This is a genomic window from Streptomyces sp. NBC_00988, assembly GCF_045162645.1.
Classification (GTDB): domain Bacteria; phylum Actinomycetota; class Actinomycetes; order Streptomycetales; family Streptomycetaceae; genus Streptomyces.
In genome coordinates, this window is the sequence record NZ_CP108730.1 from 11,361,163 (window position 1) to 11,378,125 (window position 16,963).

Here is a 16,963-nt window from a genome sequence, read left to right on the forward strand (position 1 = left end):
GGGACATGCCTCAGCGCGCCGCCCAGCTCACCGTCTTCGTCTGCAGATACTCGTCGAGCCCGAACTCGCCCCACTCGCGGCCGAGTCCGCTCTGCTTGTAACCCCCGAAGGCGGCCCGGGGGTTCACCCCGGCGCTGCCGCCGTTGATCGTGACACCGCCGGTCCGCAGCCGGGTCGCCATGTCGTACGCGGCCACCGTGTCCGCGCTCCAGACGGCACCGCCCAGTCCGTACGGACTGTCGTTGGCGATGTGCACCGCCTCCTCGTCGGTGCGGAACGGGATGACGACGCCGACCGGTCCGAAGCACTCCGTCCGGGCGACGGTCATCGCGTTGTCCACCGCGGCGAGGAGCGTGGGTTCCAGGAAGTAGCCCTTGTCGAGACCGGCCGGGCGCCTGCCGCCGCAGACGATACGGGCGCCCTCCTCCTCGCCGACCTGGATCAGCTTCTCGACCTTGTCCCGCTGGGCCGCGCTGATCAGCGGACCCATCGTGGTGGCCGGGTCGGCGGGGTCGCCGACCCTGACACCGGCCAGGGCCGCGCTCAACCGGTCGACCAGCTCGTCGTGGACCGACTCGTGCACCAGCGTGCGCGTCAGCAGCGAACAACCCTGCCCCGCATGGGTGGTCATGCCCGCCAGCGCGGAACGGACGGCACCGTCGAGATCGCCGTCGGCGCGGACGATGTTGGCGGACTTGCCGCCGAGTTCCAGGACGACCTTCTTCATGGAGGCGGCGGCCTGGGCGTACACCATGCGGCCCACCGTGTCCGAGCCCGTGAAGCTGACGAGGTCCACCATCGGGTGGGTGGTCAGCTCCCGGCCGGCCTCGACGTCGCCGGTCACGATGTTCAGCACGCCCGCCGGCAGCCCGGCCGCGTCGGCGAAGTCGCCGAGCAGCAGCGAGTCGAGCGGCGTCTGGGGCGCCGCTTTGAGCACGGCGGTGCAGCCCGCGGCGAGCGCGGGGATCACCTTCATCATGCTGAGGAAGAAGGGGAAGTTGTACGCCGAGATCAGCGCGCACACCCCGAACGCCTCGCGCCGCAGCACCCCTTGGGAGATGCCGATGCCCGGCGCGATCGTAGGATCCATCGGACGCTCCCACGCGAAGGCCGGGATCACCCGCTCGGCCATGTCCCGCAGATGCGCCACCGGCACCCGGGTCTGCAGACTCTCCGCCAGCGCCCGCACCGAACCCGCCTCGGCCATGTTGACGGCGACGAGTTCGGGCAGCCGCCGCTCCAACTCCTCTGCCATGCGCAGCAGGACCGCGCCCCGCTCGGCGGGCCTCATCCGCGGCCACGGCCCCTCGTCGAAGGCCCGCCGCGCAGCCTCCACCGCTCGCCGCACATCCGCGAGCGAGGAGTCGGGAACCTCGGTGAGGATCTCCTCCGTCGCCGGATTGCGTACGACGATCCGCGCGTCCGACGTTCCGTCGGTGCGCCGTCCGTCGATGTAGAGCCGGGAAGAGAACGCGTACGTCGTCGTCATGTGTGCCGTCTCCTCATCGCCGTGTCCCAAGGTTGAGTGTACTGAATTAGGAGAGGCGGGTCAGGAGTGCGCGCCTTTTATTGACTCGACCGGTCGGTACAGCTAACTTCACAGATATCTGGGGGTTGGCCTTCTGGCTGCGGACGACGGAGTTCGAAGAGAGGTACCGCCTGTGTTCAAGGAATTTGTGGTGTCCGGCGATTCGCACATCATCGAGCCGGTCGATCTGTTCAAGACCCGCCTGCCCAGGCAGTTGCGTGAGCGTGCGCTGTGGGAGGAGGAGTTCACGCTGGACGAGCCGATCGTGCCGGGTGGGCACACGGAGTTCAAGAAGCTCCACACCATCGGGTTCGACGGCTGGACGATCTCGAAGTACCGCCAGACCGGTGGGGAGACGCCGGACGGTGATCCGGAGCACATCGTCCGGGACATGAACTTCGACGGCGTGGACGCCTCGGTGATGTTCCCGAATCTGTCGCTGTTCGTGCTGTTCACGGACGACCACGAGCTGTCGATGGCGCACGCGCGCGTGTGGAACGACTACCTCGTCGAGCGCTACCTCCCCTACAGGGAGCGGTTGCGGCCCACGGCGGCGATCCCGATCACGGATGTTCCCGCGGCGGTGGCGGAGATCGAGCGGATCGCGCGGCTGGGGCTGGGGGCGATCCTGTTGCCGGAGATCCCGCCGTTGCCGTACTACGCGCGGGAGTACGACCCGGTCTGGGCCGCGGCGCAGGCGCACGGCCTGCCGGTGTTCATCCACGTCGCGACCGGTGGGGTGAAGGTCAAGGAGCAGGTCTCGGGGACGGCGCAGACCGTGCGGGGGCTGATGACGTCCATGAACATGGGCAAGGGCAACCTGACCGACGACATGGTGGCCGGCCGGACGATGGGCTTCGCGGCCGGGGCCGGGGTGGCGGGTCCGCAGGGCATCATCGCCAGCCTGGTCGGCGGCGGGGTGTGTGAGCGTTTCCCGGACCTGCATTTCAACCTGATCGAGTACACGGCCGGCTGGCTGGTCTCCTTCATGGGCTATATGGACAAGGCGTGGAAGACGGGCACGGGTCAGGATCCGGACTGGTGGCTGGGTTTCTGGGACGACAACCACCCGGCGAGTGAACAGCCTTCCATGGGGCGGCTGTTCGCGATCAACGACAAGTGGCCCTACCCGCTGAAGCCCACCGAGTACGTGCGGCGGCAGATCCATGTGCAGTTCGCGGACGACCCCACGGCCGTCAAGGCGCGGCACATCACCGGTCTGTCGACGGTGATGTGGGGCAATGACTATCCGCATGCGGAGGGCACCTTCCGCAGCAGTGCGGAGTGCGTCGCGGAGAACTTCGAGGGCGTCAACGACGAGGACCGTGCGGCCATCCTGGGCGGCACTCTCGCTGACGTCGTGCACTTCGACAAGAGCCGGAAACTTGCCCCGGCCACCGAAAACGCCTGACCAGCGAAACGGCGTTTCAGGGTACTGAAACGCGATGGCAGCGGCGGGTGGCCCGAGGGTGCCGCCCGCCGCTTCTCTCACGGCTCGGGCAGTTCGCCGATCAGGGCGAGGCTCGCGCGGGAGTACGCGGCCCGGCGTCGGTGGCCCACGAGGAAGCTGGGCGGTGCGAAATAGCCAACGTCTCGGGGCAGCGAACCGGCGCGACGGGCGAGCATGTCCTTCGCGTCGGCCGTCGTGCCGCACACGGCGATCCCGGTCAGCATGTCGTCGGTGACGGCGGTGGCCATCGCGTCGGTGTCACCGGCCCGGAACGCCTTGCGCAGCTGTGCCACCGGGCCGTCCCAGCCGTGGTGGGCCACGAACGGGTCGTACGTCTTCACCGTGAGATAGAAGGCGATCATGCGCCGGGCGTCGGCCACGGCGCGTTCGGGGGCGGTGTCGTCGACCGCCGTGATGACCCAGCCGTGCTCCAGCGGCGCCTCGGTGCGGCCCGCGGCGACTGTGCCGCGCTCCACCGACGGGCGTACGACGTCGTTCCACCAGGAGGCGGTGAACAGCCCGTGCCCGATGACGCCGTCGGCGACCTGGCCCGCCGTGGCGGCCATGCGGGTGTTGAACGCGGCGAGCAGGACGGGGATGTCGAGCCGGCCGAGCACGGGGGCGCGGACATCGGCGTCGATCGAGTGGAACTCGCCCGAGTAGTGGACCTTCTCGCCGTTCTCCGCGTGCAGCCAGGCGCGCACGGCGCCGACGGTCTCCGCGATCCGGGCCACGGGCCGGTCGGCCGGCACGTCGAGCCAGTCGCGGTTGATGCGGAACGCGGCGCTGCCCAGACCGAGGAAGAGCCGCCCCGGCGCCTGGGCGTGCAGCTGGCGCAGCGCGGTGGCGTGCGCGTACGGGGTGCGGGCGAAGGCGTAGGCGATGGCGGGCCCCGCCAGGGCGCGCTCGGAGTTCGCGACGATCTCGGCGAGGGTGAGGTAGGCGTCGTGGTCGACGAACTCGCCGGCGCAGAAGGCGCCCGCACCGGCCTCCTCGGCCTCACGTGCCACCTCACGGCCCGGCCAGGGCATGCCAAAGCGCATCGGAGCCAGCCCTCCATGGGACGTCATAATAAAGGATACTGTTTTATGGAGCGTAGGGGAGTGTCAGCGCAGTGTCCACCGCCCGCGGGGCACAGCTGCGCGATCCACCTCCGCCTTCCCGATCGGGTTGCCGATCTGGGTGTACGACAGTCCGGTGCGCAGCGCCTGGGTGCGGGTCGCGTCCAGGGACTCCCAGATCGCGCGGACCGTGCCCTGGATCGCGGCCGGTGGCTTGGCGGCGATGGCGCGCGCGATCTCGTCCGCGCGGTCCCAGAGTTGTTCGCCGGGCAACACCTCGCTGACCAGGCCGATCTGGAGCGCGCGTGCGGCCGACAGACGTTCGTCCAGACCGAGCAGCGCGATGCGCAGGGCCTCGCCGAGCGGGATGCGGCGGGCCAGCCCGATCGGTTCGAGGGCCGCGGTGAGTCCGTAGCTGACGTGCGGATCGAAGAAGGCCGCGTCCTCCGAACAGATCAGGATGTCGGCCTCGTTGAGCCAGTAGAACGCGCCACCGGCGGCCATCCCGTGCACCGCGCAGACCAGGGGTTTCCACACCTGGTTCAGCTTCGGCGACAGGAACTCCCCGGGGTCGGTCTGCGACCACACATTGGGATGCCGGTCGATTCCCTTCCTCACGTCCATGCCGGTGCTGAACGCGCGCTCGCCCGATCCGCGCAACACGACGACGTGCACGTCGTCATCGGCCTTCACCCTGTCCCAGAGCGCGGAGAAGTCGTCCAGCATCTGCTGGTTGAAGCTGTTCATGGCCTGCGGCCGGTTCAGCGTGACCGTGGCGACATGGTCGGTCACCTCGAACAGGACGGTCTTGAGATCCATCCGGCGACTCCGTTCGTCAGCTCGGTAGGTCGGCTCGGTTCGTCATCTCGACGCGATCGAGGTAAGTAGTATACTTTTTTCTGGTCTTCGGGCGCCCGGAACGGAACAAGATCCGCGGAGGAAGCTGCGATGAGGCCACGAGTGGGACAGATGCTCGCCAGTACGGTGGACACGACGGCGGTGATCGTCGTGCGCTGCCCTGACAGCGAGCTGGACGTCACCTGCGGCGGTGCCGCGATGATCGAGGGGACCGCGCCGGGGGCCGTCACCGGCACGGCGGACCCGGACCTGATGGGCGGTTCGCTGCTCGGCAAGCGCTATGCCGACGAGGACCTCGGCCTCGAACTGCTCTGCACGAAACAGGGGCAGGGCACGCTCGCGGTCAACGGCGTGCCCCTGCCTGTGAAGAGCGCCAAGCCGCTCCCGGCCTCGGACTGACAAACGGGAAGACTGAGAAACGGGAAGCGGGAAGTGCGCCGATGAACGTCTCGATGATCCTGGACATGGCCGCCGAGGGCTTCGGCGACCGGGTGGTGATCGGCCGCGCACAGGACGGGCTCACCCCCGTCCGACTGCGCGAACTGGCCGTCGGCGGGGCCCGGTCGGTCCGCGCCGCCGATGCCGACGCGATCGTGTACCTGGCGACGAACGGCCCGGCCTTCGCCGTCGCCCAGTTCGCCGCGGCCCACGCCGGGGTTCCACTGGTCCCGGTCAACTACCGCCTGGGCGAAGAGCAGTTGGACGCTCTCCTGGCGAACCACCGGCGCGCGCTGGCCATCGCGGCTTCCGACCAGGACGTGGCACCGCGCCGGGCCGGACTGACGGTCCGCAGCCCGGCCGAATGGCTCACGGAGGCAGCCGCGAACACCGACGGCGACGTCGAGCCGCGACTGTCCGACGCTCCCGCCGTACTGATCTACACCAGCGGGACCACCTCGGCCCCGAAGGGCGTGGTCCTGCGTCACCACAACCTCGTGTCGTACGTGCTCGGCACGGTGGAGTTCGCCGCGGCGGACCCGGCCGAGGCGGCGCTGATGAGTGTGCCGCCGTACCACATAGCCGCCGTCTCCAATGTGCTGACGAACCTCTACGCTGGCCGGCGCACCCTCACCCTCGACCAGTTCACCCCGGAGGGCTGGCTCGCCCTCGTCCGGGAGCAGCGGATCACCCACGCGATGGTGGTGCCGACCATGCTCGCCCGGCTCATGGACACGGCGGGGCTGGACCGTTCGGTGCCCTCCATGCGGTCGCTGGCCTACGGTGGCGCCAGGATGCCGGTGCGTGTGATCGAGACGGCACTGCGCACCTGGCCGCGCGTGGACTTCGTCAACGCCTATGGCCTGACGGAGACTTCGTCCACCGTCTCGGTGCTGGGCCCGGCCGAACACCGGGCGGCGGTCGCGAGCGACGACCCCGCGGTGCGGGCCCGGCTCGGTTCGGCAGGGCTGCCGGTGCCGGGGATCGAGATCGAAGTCCGCGACGTGACCGGGGAGTTGCTGGGCGCGGGGGAGACCGGGCAGATCTGGGTGCGCGGCGAGCAGGTCTCGGGGGAGTACGCCGGGCAGGGCTCCGCGGTCGACGAGCGGGGCTTCTTCCACACCCGCGACCGGGGCCGCCTCGACGCGGATGGCTACGTCCACATCGAGGGCAGAGCCGACGACACGATCATCCGCGGCGCGGAGAACATCGCGCCCGCCGAGATCGAGGATGTTCTTCTCCGGCACCCGGACGTGCTCGACGCCGTCGTCGTCGGCGTCCCCGACGAGGAGTGGGGCCAGCGCATCGAGGCCGTCGTGGTCCCGCGCGACGGCGCGAAGGCCGACGCGGGGGCGCTGCGCGCGGCCGTACGCGGCACACTGCGCGGTTCGAAGACCCCGGACCGCATTACCTACTGGACCGAACTCCCGCGCACGGTGACCGGCAAGCTGGTGCGCCGCGACATCGTGGCGGCACTGACCGCACCCGGGAACGGGACGAAGGGGCAGCCATGAGCGTCGCCACCAACAGCCCTGCCCTGATACGGGAGTTGACGGACCGTACGGCCGCCGTGGTCGGCGGCTGGATACCCGGCGCCACGGTGGACGGCGTCGAACCGCTCACCGGCGGCACATCGAGCCTGACGTACGTCGCGGCCCTGTCAGGTGTCCCGGCGGGCTACGAACGCGTCGTCCTCAAGGTGGCACCGCCCGGCCTGGCCCCGGTCCGCAACCGGGACGTGCTGCGCCAGGCACGGCTCATGGCGGCCCTGGCCGGACAGCCCGGCGTACGGGTGCCGAAGGTGCTGTTCTGCGACGCGGGCGCGCCCCCGGAGATCCAGCCCTTCGTGGCCATGGAACTGGTGCCGGGGGAGTGCGTCGAGCCGGTGCTGGTGCCGCGCGGCACGCTGCCCCCGGGGGACGTGCGGGGGCGTGCCCTGGACGCGGCGCGCATGCTGGCCGCCCTGCACCGGGTGGATCCGGCGCGTACGGCGCTCGCGGCGGAGCCGGTGGTGACGCTCACCGGGGAGATCGACCGCTGGACGCGGGCGTTCGGCACCGTCTCCGACGACCTGCGCACCGGCCATGAGGTGGTCGCGGAGCGGTTGCACGCGACCGTGCCCGCCGCGATGACGCCGGTGTTCACCCATGGCGACTACCGGCTCGGCAACACGTTGTGCGCGGACAGCTCGGTCACGTCGGTCATCGACTGGGAGATCTGGTCGCGCGGCGACCCCCGGGTCGACATGACCTGGCTGACCTTCTTCACCGACGAGGCCCGCCACCCCGCGTCCCTGTCGGACGAGCCCACCGGCATGCCCGGCGGGGCCGAACTGGTCGACGCCTACGAGGAGTCGCGGGGCGAACCCCTTCGGGACCTGCCCTGGTTCGAGGCACTCACCAAGTACAAGGAGTCGGCCGCGACCGCGCTGTTGATCAAGCGGGGCAGAAAGACCGGGCAGTTGAAGACCATGCACCGGCGGATGCTGCCCGCGCTGCCCGAACTGCTCGACCAGGCGCTGGAGTTGCTCGGCTAGTACAGCCCGCCGTCGACCCGTATCAGCGCCCCCGTCGTGTAGCTGGACGCGTCGCTCGCCAGATACAGCGCGGTACCGACGACCTCCTCCGGCTGCCCGGGACGCCCGATCGCGCTGCGCGTCGTCTGCCGTTTCTCCTCCGCCCAGGCCTTGGAGACGTCCGTGAGGAACGGCCCGGCCGAGATCGTGTTGACCCGTACGGCCGGGCCGTACTCCAGGGCGAAGACCGTGGTGAGGGCGTTGAGGGCGGCCTTGGCTCCGGCGTACGGGCCGAAGCGTGGCTGGGGCATCAGGGCGCCGGAGGAGGAGACGTTGATGATCGAGCCGCCGCCCGCTTCGGCCATCCGCCGCCCGATCAGCGACGCGAGCCGGAACGGTCCCTTGAAGTTGACGCCGATCACCTTGTCGAAGAGCTCCTCGCTCGTGTCGGCGGAGGAAGGGGCGAGCGGCGACATGCCGGCGTTGTTGACGAGGACGTCGACCTTGCCGAACTCCGCGTAGGCCGCGTCGGCGAGCCGGCCGAGGTCGTCCCAGTGGCCGACGTGGGCGGCGACCGGCAGGGCACGCCGGCCCAGGTCGCGGACCTCGGCCGCCGCCGTCTCGCACGCGTCGAGTTTGCGGCTGGCGATGACGACGTCGGCGCCCGCGCCGGCGAAGGCGCGCACCATCGCGAGCCCCAGGCCGCGGCTGCCGCCCGTGACGAGCGCGACCTTTCCGGACAGGTCGAACAGGTCGGCCGGAGCAAGGGACTTGGTGTCGCGCCCGGCGCTCATGCGTCCACCCGGCCGGAGAGGCTCTCGTCGTCGAGGATGTGCGCGTACCGCTTGCGGGCGGCCTCCAGCCTGGGCGGGATGTGCTCGCTGGGGAACAGTCCCTCGGCCGGCCTGCGGTTCTTCAGCAACTGCCTGGCGATCGTGGTGCGGTGGACCTCGGTGGGGCCGTCGGCGAGGGCCAGGTTCGGTGCGGCCATCCACCATTTCGCCAGCGGGAGTTCGTTGGTGGTGCCGAGCGAGCCGTGCAGGTGCAGGGCGCGCTGGATGATGTCGTGCAGCACCTTCGCCGTCTGGACCTTGCACATCGCGATCTGGGTACGGGCGGCGCCGTGCGGCTGGGTGTCGATGATCCAGGCCGTGTGCAGCACCAGCAGCCGGAACTGCTGCAACTCCACCCAGGAGTCCGCGATGAACTGCTGCACGGCCTGCTTCTCGGCGAGAAGAGTGCCCTGAGTACGGCGGGACAGCGCACGCTCGCACATCATGTCGAAGGCGCGGGTGCACTTGCCGACGGTGCGCATCGCGTGGTGCACACGGCCCCCGCCCAGCCGGGCCTGCGCGACCTTGAAGCCCTCGCCGGGGCCGCCGAGCATGGCGTCGAGCGGGACCCGCACCCGGTCGTAGTGGATGTAGGCGTGGATGCCCTCGTCGAGGGAGTCGCGTTCGTCCATCGTGCCGACGTTGCGCTTGATCTCGATGCCGGGTGTCTCGGCCGGGACGACGAACATCGACATCCGGGCGTGCGGCGCGGCCTCCGGGTCGGTGACGGCCATGACGATGAGGAAGGCCGCGTACCGGGCGTTGGAGGAGAACCACTTCTCCCCGTCGATCACCCACTGGTCCCCCTCGCGCCGGGCCCGGCACGCGAACTCCTTCGGATCGGCCCCCGCCTGCGGTTCCGTCATCGAGAAGGTGGAGACGATGTCCCCGTCGAGCAGGGGCTGGAGATAGCGCGCCTTCTGCTCGTCGGTGCCGAACATGGCCAGGATCTCGGCGTTGCCGGTGTCCGGGGCGGCGGTGCCGAAGACCGTCGGGGCCCAGTAGGAGCGGCCGAGGATCTCGTTGAGGTACGCGAGTTTCACCTGGCCGTAGCCCGCGCCGCCGAGTTCGGCGCCGAGATGGCAGGCCCACAGACCCTGCGCACGGACCTGGTTCTGGAGCGGCCTGAGGATCGCGCGCGCCTTCTCGTTGCGCGTGTCGTACGGGTCGCCGCCGTGCGGGAAGAGCAGGTCGAGCGGTTCGACCTCCTCCCGTACGAAGGCCGCCGCCCAGTCCAGTCTGGCCTGGAACTCGGGTTCGATCGAGAAGTCCAGCATCGGCCCTCCGGAAGGTGCGGGTCGGTCGGTGACGGCAAAACAGTATACTTTTTAGCGAGGTTCGGTCCATACTCGGAGCGCGTGACGGCAGATTGAGTATGAGGAGTTGGTCGATGCGCAGGCCGATGGAGGGCGTTCGCGTTCTCGAAGTAGCCCAGTTCACCTTCGTCCCGGCGGCGGGCGCCGTGCTCGCGGACTGGGGCGCCGATGTGATCAAGATCGAGCACGCCGAACGAGGCGACGGACAGAGGGGGTTGGTCCGGGTCCTCGGCTACGACGCCACGAGTAAGGGATCCTCGTTCTTCCCGATCGTGGAGGGACCCAACCGGGGCAAACGCAGCGTCGGCCTCGCCCTGGAGAAACCGTCGGCCCGCAAGGCGTTCGAGGAACTGGTCCGCCGCAGCGACGTGTTCCTCACCAACTTCCTGCCCGAGGCGCGCACGAAACTGCGCATCGACGTCGAGGACATCCGGGCGATCAACCCGGACATCATCTACGTACGCGGCAGCGGCTTCGGCCCGCGAGGCGACGAGGCCACCAAGGGCGGCTACGACAGCACCGCCTTCTGGGCGCGCGGCGGCAGCGCCGCCGGTGTCACACCGGCGGGCGCGGATCGGATGATCCGGATGCCCGCCGGAGCCTACGGCGACTCCATGGGTGGCATGACGATCGCCGGCGGCATCGCCGCCGCCCTCTACTCCCGCGCGACGACCGGCGAACCGTCCGTGGTCGACGTGTCGTTGCTCGGCGTCGGCGCCTGGGCGACCCAGTTCACGGTCAACATGGCGCTGATGAACGGCGGACCGCTGCCGGTGAACATCCAGCCCCGGCACGGCTCGCGCACCAACCCGCTCATCGGGGCGTACCTGACCTCGGACGGACGCTGGATCGAACTGTCGATGCTCCAACCCGGCCGGTACTGGGCCGAGTTCTGCAAACTCGCCGGCCGCGGCGAACTCGCCGCCGACGAACGCTTCGACAGCACCGAGAAGTTGATGGCCAACGCAGCACAGGCGGCCGACATCGTCGCCGACCTCATTGCGTCCCGCCCCTTCGCGGAGTGGGTCCGGATCCTCTCCCGCGGGGAGGGCCAGTGGTCGGCCGTGCAGAACGCCTGGGAGGTCGGCCAGGACCCCTCGCTGCGCGCCAACGGACTCATCGCCCCGGTCGTCGACGCGGACGGCGTGGACCGCGAACTCGTCGCCAGCCCCGTCCAGTTCGACGAAGCCCCGGCCGACATCACGCGGGCACCGCAGTTCGCGGAGCACACCGACGAGGTGCTGCGCTCGCTCGGCCTCTCCGACGAGGAGCTGATCGCGCTGAAGATCGACGGCGCGGCGACATGAGCGCCGTACCCGAAGCGAAGGCCCTACGGAAGGAGCCGTGATGAGCGCGACACTCGAACCCGACGGGACCCACCAGGGCGTCCCGGCGTACCACTTCGACAACCGGCTCGGCGGCCCGGTCCTGAGCCATCAGGAACGCTGGGACGAGATCGCCCGCACCCACTCCGGATTCCGGAGCACCATCGCGCGCGGGTACTGGGTCGTCACCCAAGGCGCCGCCGTGCAGGAGGCGTTGCAGGACTGGCGGACCTTCTCCAACCAGTCCGTGACGGCGCTCGATCCCGACCCCAGGTTCCTGTGGATCCCGGAAATGCTGGACCCGCCCCAACACACCGCGTGGCGGCGCCTGTTGGGCAGCGCCTTCTCGCCCAAGACCGTCGCCGCCCGCGAACCGGAGATCCGGGAGGTCGCCTCCGCTCTGATCGACGGACTGAAGGACAGCGGATCCGCCGACGTCCTCGACGCGTTCGCCCGCTGCTTCCCGACCCTGATCTTCATGCGTCTGATGGGACTGCCCGAGAAGGACCTCCCGCAGTTCCTCGACTGGATCCACGACCTGCTGCACCTGTCCCACGGTGAAGACCCGGACGGCGAGCGGCAGTTGAGCGCGATGAACGCCGTTTCGGACTACTTCGAGCAGCAGATCGCGCTGCGCCGCGAGGCACCCCGCGACGACCTGCTGTCCCGCGCCATGGCCTGGACGATCGACGACGAGCCGATCAGCGACCGGGACATGCACGCGTTCTGCATCCTGCTGTTCCAGGCCGGCTTCGACACGGTCCCGATCTCGATCGGCTGGGCCCTCTACCACTTCGCCACGCACCCGGAACAGCGCGGGGCGATCGTCGAGAACCCCTCCCTGATCCCCACGGCGGTCGAGGAGATCCTCCGCGTCTACTCGTTCGTCGTCCCCGCCCGCAAGGCGACACAGGACGTCGAGATCGGCGGCTGCCCGGTCAGGGCCGGGGAGATGGTGATGCTTCCGCTCGCGGTCAGCAACCGCGACCCCGAACGCTTCGACCGGCCCCTCGAAGTGGATCTGCGGCGCAAGGCGACCAACCACATCGCGTTCGGATCGGGCCCGCACCGCTGCCTGGGCTCCCACCTCGCCCGCCTCGAACTCAACGTGGCCGTCGAGGAATGGCACCGGCGCATCCCCGACTACGGGATCACCCCCGGCCAGGACCTCGAACAGCACGGCAACATGTACGGCATCAAGCAGCTCCGGCTGGAGTGGTGAGCGACGCCATGACCTCACCTCTCCACGCAACAGACCTGTACCACACGGGAATTGTCGTCCCGGACGTCGAGGCGGGGAAGGCCTGGTTCACCCGGATCGCGGGTCACCGCTGGACCGAGACCCAGGCCTACGACCTCACCGTGCGCCTGGCCGACGGCGAGCGCGTGCTCCCGCTGCGCTTCGCGTACTCGCTGGACGCCCCGCACATCGAACTCGTGCAGGAGATCCCGGGCACACCGTGGACGCCGGCCGGACACATCGCCACCCATCACCTCGGCTACTTCTGCGACGACCTGCCGACGACGTCCAAACGGCTGGAGGAGGCCGGCTTCCCGCTGGAGGCCTGCGCGGTGGTCGACGGCTCCATGTCGATCTTCGCCTACCACCTCGACCCGCACGGCGTCCGCATCGAGATCGTCGACCGCACCCGCATGCCGGACTTCGACGTCTACCTGCGCTCCAAGGCACCGACGTGGCAATGACGTTCACCGAGGAGCAGGAAGAACTCCGTACGACACTACGGCGCTTCCTCGCCGACAAGGCTCCGAGCGCGGCCGTACGCCGCGCGATGGACTCCGACGAGGGGCACGATCCAGGGTTGTGGCGGCAGATGGCCGGCCAACTCGGGCTGCACGGACTGGCGTTGCCGGAGGTGTACGGCGGATCCGGCGGCGGCGCCGTCGAGCTGGGGATCGTACTGGAGGAGACCGGACGGGCGCTGCTGCCGTCGCCGTACTTCGCGACCGTCGCTCTCGCCGGACAGGCCCTCGCGGCCTCGAACGACGAGGCGGCGAAGGCACGTTGGCTGCCCGCGATCGCCGACGGCTCGACGACCGCCACGCTGGCCCTCGCGGAGGAGAGCGGCTCGTGGCGGCTGGAGGACATCGAGACGTCCGCCGAGAACGGGACGGTATCGGGCACCAAGATGTTCGTCGTCGACGGCCACACCGCCGGTCTGATCCTCGTAGTGGCCCGTACCGGCACGGGACTTGGGCTCTTCGCCGTCGACGGTGACGCGCCCGGCGTGACCCGGACCCGGCTGGAGACCCTCGACCCGACCCGGCGGCTGGCGCGCGTCGACCTCGACGGCGCGCCCGCGCGGCGGGTCGGCCCGGACGGCGACGCCTCGACGTATCTGCGCACCGTGCTCGACCTCGTGGCCGTGGCGCTCGCTGCGGAACAGCTCGGCGGAGCGCGGGCCTGTCTCGACGCGGCCGTGGCGTACGCGAGGGTCCGCGTGCAGTTCGGGCGCCCCATCGGCTCCTTCCAGGCCGTCAAGCACAAGTGCGCGGACCTGCTCGTCCAGGTCGAGGCCGCCCGGTCGGCGGCCTACCACGCGGCGGCCGTGGCCGCCGAGGGCTCGTCCGAACTGCCGGTGTCCGCGGCGCTCGCCGCGGCCTGCTGCGCGGACGCCTTCACCCACGCGGCCAAGGAGAACATCCAGATCCACGGCGGCATCGGCTACACGTGGGAGCACGACGCACACCTGTATCTGAAGCGCGCCAAGTCGTCGGAGCAGTTGTTCGGAGGGCCGGCCACGCACCGGACCCGGTTGGCCGACCTGGTCGGAATCTGAGACCGACGTCCTGTCGAAAGGCTGATCACGTGGGAATTCGCGACCGCCTGTCCCGCCTGCTGGCGGAAGCGCCCGCGGCTGCCGAGGCGATCGAGTACGACCGGAACTGGTGGACCTGGGGGCAGGTCCAGCGGACCGCGACGGGGCTCCGCGAGGCACTCGACGCGATGGGCCTGCACACCGGCGCCCGCGTCGGGGTCGTCCTGGAGAACCGGCCCGAGCACGTCGCCGCGGTCGCCGCGGTGATCGCCTCCGGGCGCTGCCTGGTCATGCTCAGCCCGCTCCAGCCCGCCTCCCGGCTGGCCGCCGACATCGCCCGCTGCGAGCCACCGGTCGTGGTGTCCGGCGCCGAGGTCCTCGCCCGCGAAGGCGTCCTCGACGCCGTGACCGCGTACGGCGCGGCCCTTGAGCTGGGCACCGACGGGACCCTGCGGCCCGTGGGCGGCACGGCACCCACCGAAACCGCGACCCGCCCGGGGGTCGCCGTGGAGATGCTCACCTCCGGCACCACCGGCCCACCGAAACGCGTCCACCTGCGTATCGGGCAGCTCGACCAGGCGCTCGTCTCCGGCGGCCAGACACCGAAGCCGAGCAGGCTCCTGTCGGAGTCGGCATCGCTCGTGGCCACGCCGCTCGTGCACATCAGCGGCCTGTGGCGGGCCCTGGCCTGCCTCGCCACCGGACGCCGCATGCTCCTGATGCCGAGGTTCGCCGTCGAACCCTGGGTGAGCTCGGTGGAACGCCACCGACTGCGAGCGGCGAGCCTGGTACCGGCCGCGCTGCGCGCCGTACTCGACGCACACGTACCGAAGGAACGCCTCGCCACCCTCCAGGTGGTCACCTCCGGCACGGCACCCTGCCCGCCGGAACTCGCCGACGCCTTCTTCCGCACGTACGGCATCCCCGTCCTGATGACCTACGGCGCGACCGAGTTCGCCGGAGCCGTCGCCGGCTGGACCCTGCCCTTGCACGACCGCTGGTGGCAGGGCAAGGCCGGCAGCGCCGGACGGGCCTTCGCCGGCGTCGAGTTGAGGGTGACCGGCGAGGACGGCACCGAGCTGCCGGCCGGCCGGACCGGACGGCTCGAAGTCCGCACCGAACAGAGCACGCACGGCGGCCGGACCTGGGTGCGGACCAGCGACCTGGCCCGGATCGACGCCGACCGGTTCGTGTGGATCGAGGGCCGTGCCGACGACGCCATCATCCGCGGCGGCTTCAAAGTCCAGCCGGAGACGGTCAAACGCGTCCTGGAGACCCACCCGGCCGTACGCGAGGCGGCAGTTGCCGGACTGCCCGACCCGCGGCTCGGTGAAGTACCGGTCGCGGCCGTCGAGTCGGAGCCGGGGCGACCCGCACCGGACGCGGCCGAACTCACCACCCTGTGCCGCACCCACCTCACCCCGTACGAGGTGCCCGCCCACATCGTCGTCCTCGACGCACTGCCCCGCACCCCGTCCAGCAAGGTGAGCCGCGTCGAACTGCTCGACCTCGTACGGTCCCGGCTCGCCGAGCACAGCGAAGCCTGAGCGTCCCAAGGAGGAACTGCGGTGTCCAGCAAGGAGGTTGAGCGGTGAGTGATACCGAGGAGAAGGCGGCCGAGCGGTTCGGCGTGCTGACGGACGAGGCGGTCGAACGCTCCCGTCGCCGCCTGGGCGTACCCCAGCCGCAGCGCAACCCACCCCACAACTACGAAGTCACCTGGGACGGTTCACGCCACTTCGCCTACGGCTACGGCGACGCGAACCCGCTCTACTGCGATCCCGAGTACGCGGCGAAGACCCGCTGGGGCTCCCTCGTCGCACCGCCGACCTTCCTCTACACGATGGGTGAGGACGCGGCCCCGACCCCGGACCGGGAGACCAAGGCCCTGCTCAAGGGGGACCCCTTCGCGGGGCTCGGCTCCTACCAGGCGGTGATGGAGTTCGAGTGGTGGCGGCCCCTTCAACTGGCCGACCGCTGCCGGGTGTTGCAGACCCAGGTCGGGGTCCAGCTCAAGCAGAGCAGTTTCGGCGGGCGTACCGCACACGTCGTCCGCGACTACCTCTACGCCAACGGGCGCGGCGAGATGCACGCCCTGCGACGCGGCACCTGGATCAACGCCGAACGGCACACGTCGAAGAAGCGGGCCAAGGAAGCGCTCGAACAACAGCCGTACCCGCCCGAGCAATTGGCAGAGATCGACGCCGCGTACGCCGCCGAGACCCGGCGCGGCGCCGAACCCCGTCACTGGGAGGACGTCGAGGTCGGCGAGGAACTGCAACCCCGCGTGAAGGGGCCGCTGACCACCACGGACGTGGTCGTCTGGCACCTCGGCTGGGGCATGCAGCTCACCCCGCCCGGGGCGTTCGGGATCGCCGCGGCCGTACGACGCAAAGCTCCCGGGCTCTACCCGCCCAACCGGCTGGGCGTCCCGGACACCGTCCAACGCCTGCACTGGGAACCCGAACGCGCCCGGGAACTGGGCCTGCCCAACTCCTACGACTACGGCGGCATGCGCGAGACCTGGCTCTGCCATCTCCTCACCGACTGGATCGGCGACGACGGCTGGCTGTGGAAACTCCGCTGCGAACACCGCAAGTTCAACTACCTCGGTGACACCACCTGGGTGCGCGGCACGGTCGTCGGCAAACAGCTGGTGGACGGGCGGGGCGAGGTGCACATCGAGGTGCGCTGCGAGAACCAGCGCGGCGAAGTCACCACACCCGGCAGGGCAGTTGTGCTCCTGCCGACCAGGGAGCGGGCCGTGGAGCTGCCCGTGCCGCCCGCCCCGGACCTGGACGGCATGGTCGCCCACGAACTGGAGCGGTTCGCGGTCAAGTGATCGGTCATCGAGAACGAGCA

15 protein-coding genes are annotated in these 16,963 nt (G+C 70.2%); 10 read left to right on the forward strand and 5 right to left on the reverse strand.

Going from position 1 to position 16,963, the window contains the following annotated elements:
* Positions 1-10: 10 nt before the first annotated feature.
* Positions 11-1,489 (reverse strand): aldehyde dehydrogenase family protein, encoded by a 1,479-nt coding sequence (locus OG496_RS51175; RefSeq protein WP_405975877.1) that lies wholly within the window; start codon positions 1,487-1,489, stop codon positions 11-13.
* Positions 1,490-1,679: 190 nt separating this feature from the next.
* On the opposite strand from OG496_RS51175, the gene OG496_RS51180 reads away from it, so the two are divergent.
* Positions 1,680-2,939: an amidohydrolase family protein gene (locus tag OG496_RS51180; RefSeq protein WP_405975878.1), complete on the forward strand. Its 1,260-nt coding sequence runs from the start codon at positions 1,680-1,682 to the stop codon at positions 2,937-2,939.
* 77 nt (positions 2,940-3,016) lie between these two features.
* On the opposite strand, the gene OG496_RS51185 is transcribed toward OG496_RS51180, so the two are convergent.
* Complete coding sequence (locus OG496_RS51185) at positions 3,017-4,021, reverse strand: LLM class flavin-dependent oxidoreductase (protein ID WP_405975879.1); 1,005 nt, start codon at positions 4,019-4,021, stop codon at positions 3,017-3,019.
* 63 nt (positions 4,022-4,084) lie between these two features.
* Positions 4,085-4,858, reverse strand: a complete 774-nt coding sequence (locus OG496_RS51190; protein ID WP_405975880.1) for an enoyl-CoA hydratase/isomerase family protein — start codon at positions 4,856-4,858, stop codon at positions 4,085-4,087.
* Positions 4,859-4,987: 129 nt separating this feature from the next.
* Here OG496_RS51190 and OG496_RS51195 point away from each other — a divergent pair, with 129 nt between their 5' ends.
* From OG496_RS51195 to OG496_RS51205, 3 genes are read left to right on the forward strand one after another with little or no spacing between them, the layout of a single operon-like run.
* Entirely contained in the window at positions 4,988-5,296 is a 309-nt protein-coding gene (locus tag OG496_RS51195; RefSeq protein ID WP_366496467.1) for a hypothetical protein, read from the forward strand.
* A gap of 41 nt (positions 5,297-5,337) precedes the next feature.
* A complete protein-coding gene (locus OG496_RS51200) occupies positions 5,338-6,849 on the forward strand; it encodes a class I adenylate-forming enzyme family protein (RefSeq protein WP_405975881.1) in 1,512 nt (503 codons plus the stop codon).
* Positions 6,846-7,871, forward strand: coding sequence for a phosphotransferase family protein (locus tag OG496_RS51205; RefSeq protein ID WP_405975882.1), 1,026 nt, complete (start codon positions 6,846-6,848; stop codon positions 7,869-7,871). Before OG496_RS51200 ends, OG496_RS51205 begins: the two co-directional genes overlap by 4 nt.
* Here OG496_RS51205 and OG496_RS51210 read toward each other — a convergent pair.
* Complete coding sequence (locus OG496_RS51210; RefSeq protein WP_405975883.1) at positions 7,868-8,644, reverse strand: SDR family NAD(P)-dependent oxidoreductase; 777 nt, start codon at positions 8,642-8,644, stop codon at positions 7,868-7,870. The two genes, OG496_RS51205 and OG496_RS51210, sit on opposite strands and share 4 nt — an antisense overlap.
* Positions 8,641-9,960 carry an acyl-CoA dehydrogenase family protein gene (locus OG496_RS51215; RefSeq protein WP_405975884.1) on the reverse strand — a complete coding sequence of 440 codons (1,320 nt, stop codon included), beginning with the start codon at positions 9,958-9,960 and terminating at the stop codon, positions 8,641-8,643. Before OG496_RS51215 ends, OG496_RS51210 begins: the two co-directional genes overlap by 4 nt.
* Positions 9,961-10,073: 113 nt before the next feature.
* Here OG496_RS51215 and OG496_RS51220 point away from each other — a divergent pair, with 113 nt between their 5' ends.
* From OG496_RS51220 to OG496_RS51245, 6 genes are read left to right on the forward strand one after another with little or no spacing between them, the layout of a single operon-like run.
* Entirely contained in the window at positions 10,074-11,306 is a 1,233-nt protein-coding gene (locus OG496_RS51220) for a CaiB/BaiF CoA transferase family protein (protein WP_405975885.1), read from the forward strand.
* Positions 11,307-11,346: 40 nt separating this feature from the next.
* Positions 11,347-12,546, forward strand: a complete 1,200-nt coding sequence (locus tag OG496_RS51225; protein WP_405975886.1) for a cytochrome P450 — start codon at positions 11,347-11,349, stop codon at positions 12,544-12,546.
* Positions 12,547-12,554: 8 nt separating this feature from the next.
* On the forward strand, positions 12,555-13,028 hold the full coding sequence (locus OG496_RS51230) for a VOC family protein (protein ID WP_405975887.1): 474 nt from the start codon (positions 12,555-12,557) through the stop codon (positions 13,026-13,028).
* Complete coding sequence (locus OG496_RS51235) at positions 13,025-14,122, forward strand: acyl-CoA dehydrogenase family protein (RefSeq protein ID WP_405975888.1); 1,098 nt, start codon at positions 13,025-13,027, stop codon at positions 14,120-14,122. The genes OG496_RS51230 and OG496_RS51235 overlap by 4 nt, the downstream gene beginning before the upstream one ends.
* A 29-nt stretch (positions 14,123-14,151) precedes the next feature.
* Positions 14,152-15,648 carry a class I adenylate-forming enzyme family protein gene (locus tag OG496_RS51240; RefSeq protein ID WP_405975889.1) on the forward strand — a complete coding sequence of 499 codons (1,497 nt, stop codon included), beginning with the start codon at positions 14,152-14,154 and terminating at the stop codon, positions 15,646-15,648.
* Between the two features lie 44 nt (positions 15,649-15,692).
* Complete coding sequence (locus tag OG496_RS51245; protein WP_405975890.1) at positions 15,693-16,943, forward strand: MaoC family dehydratase N-terminal domain-containing protein; 1,251 nt, start codon at positions 15,693-15,695, stop codon at positions 16,941-16,943.
* Positions 16,944-16,963: the final 20 nt, after the last annotated feature.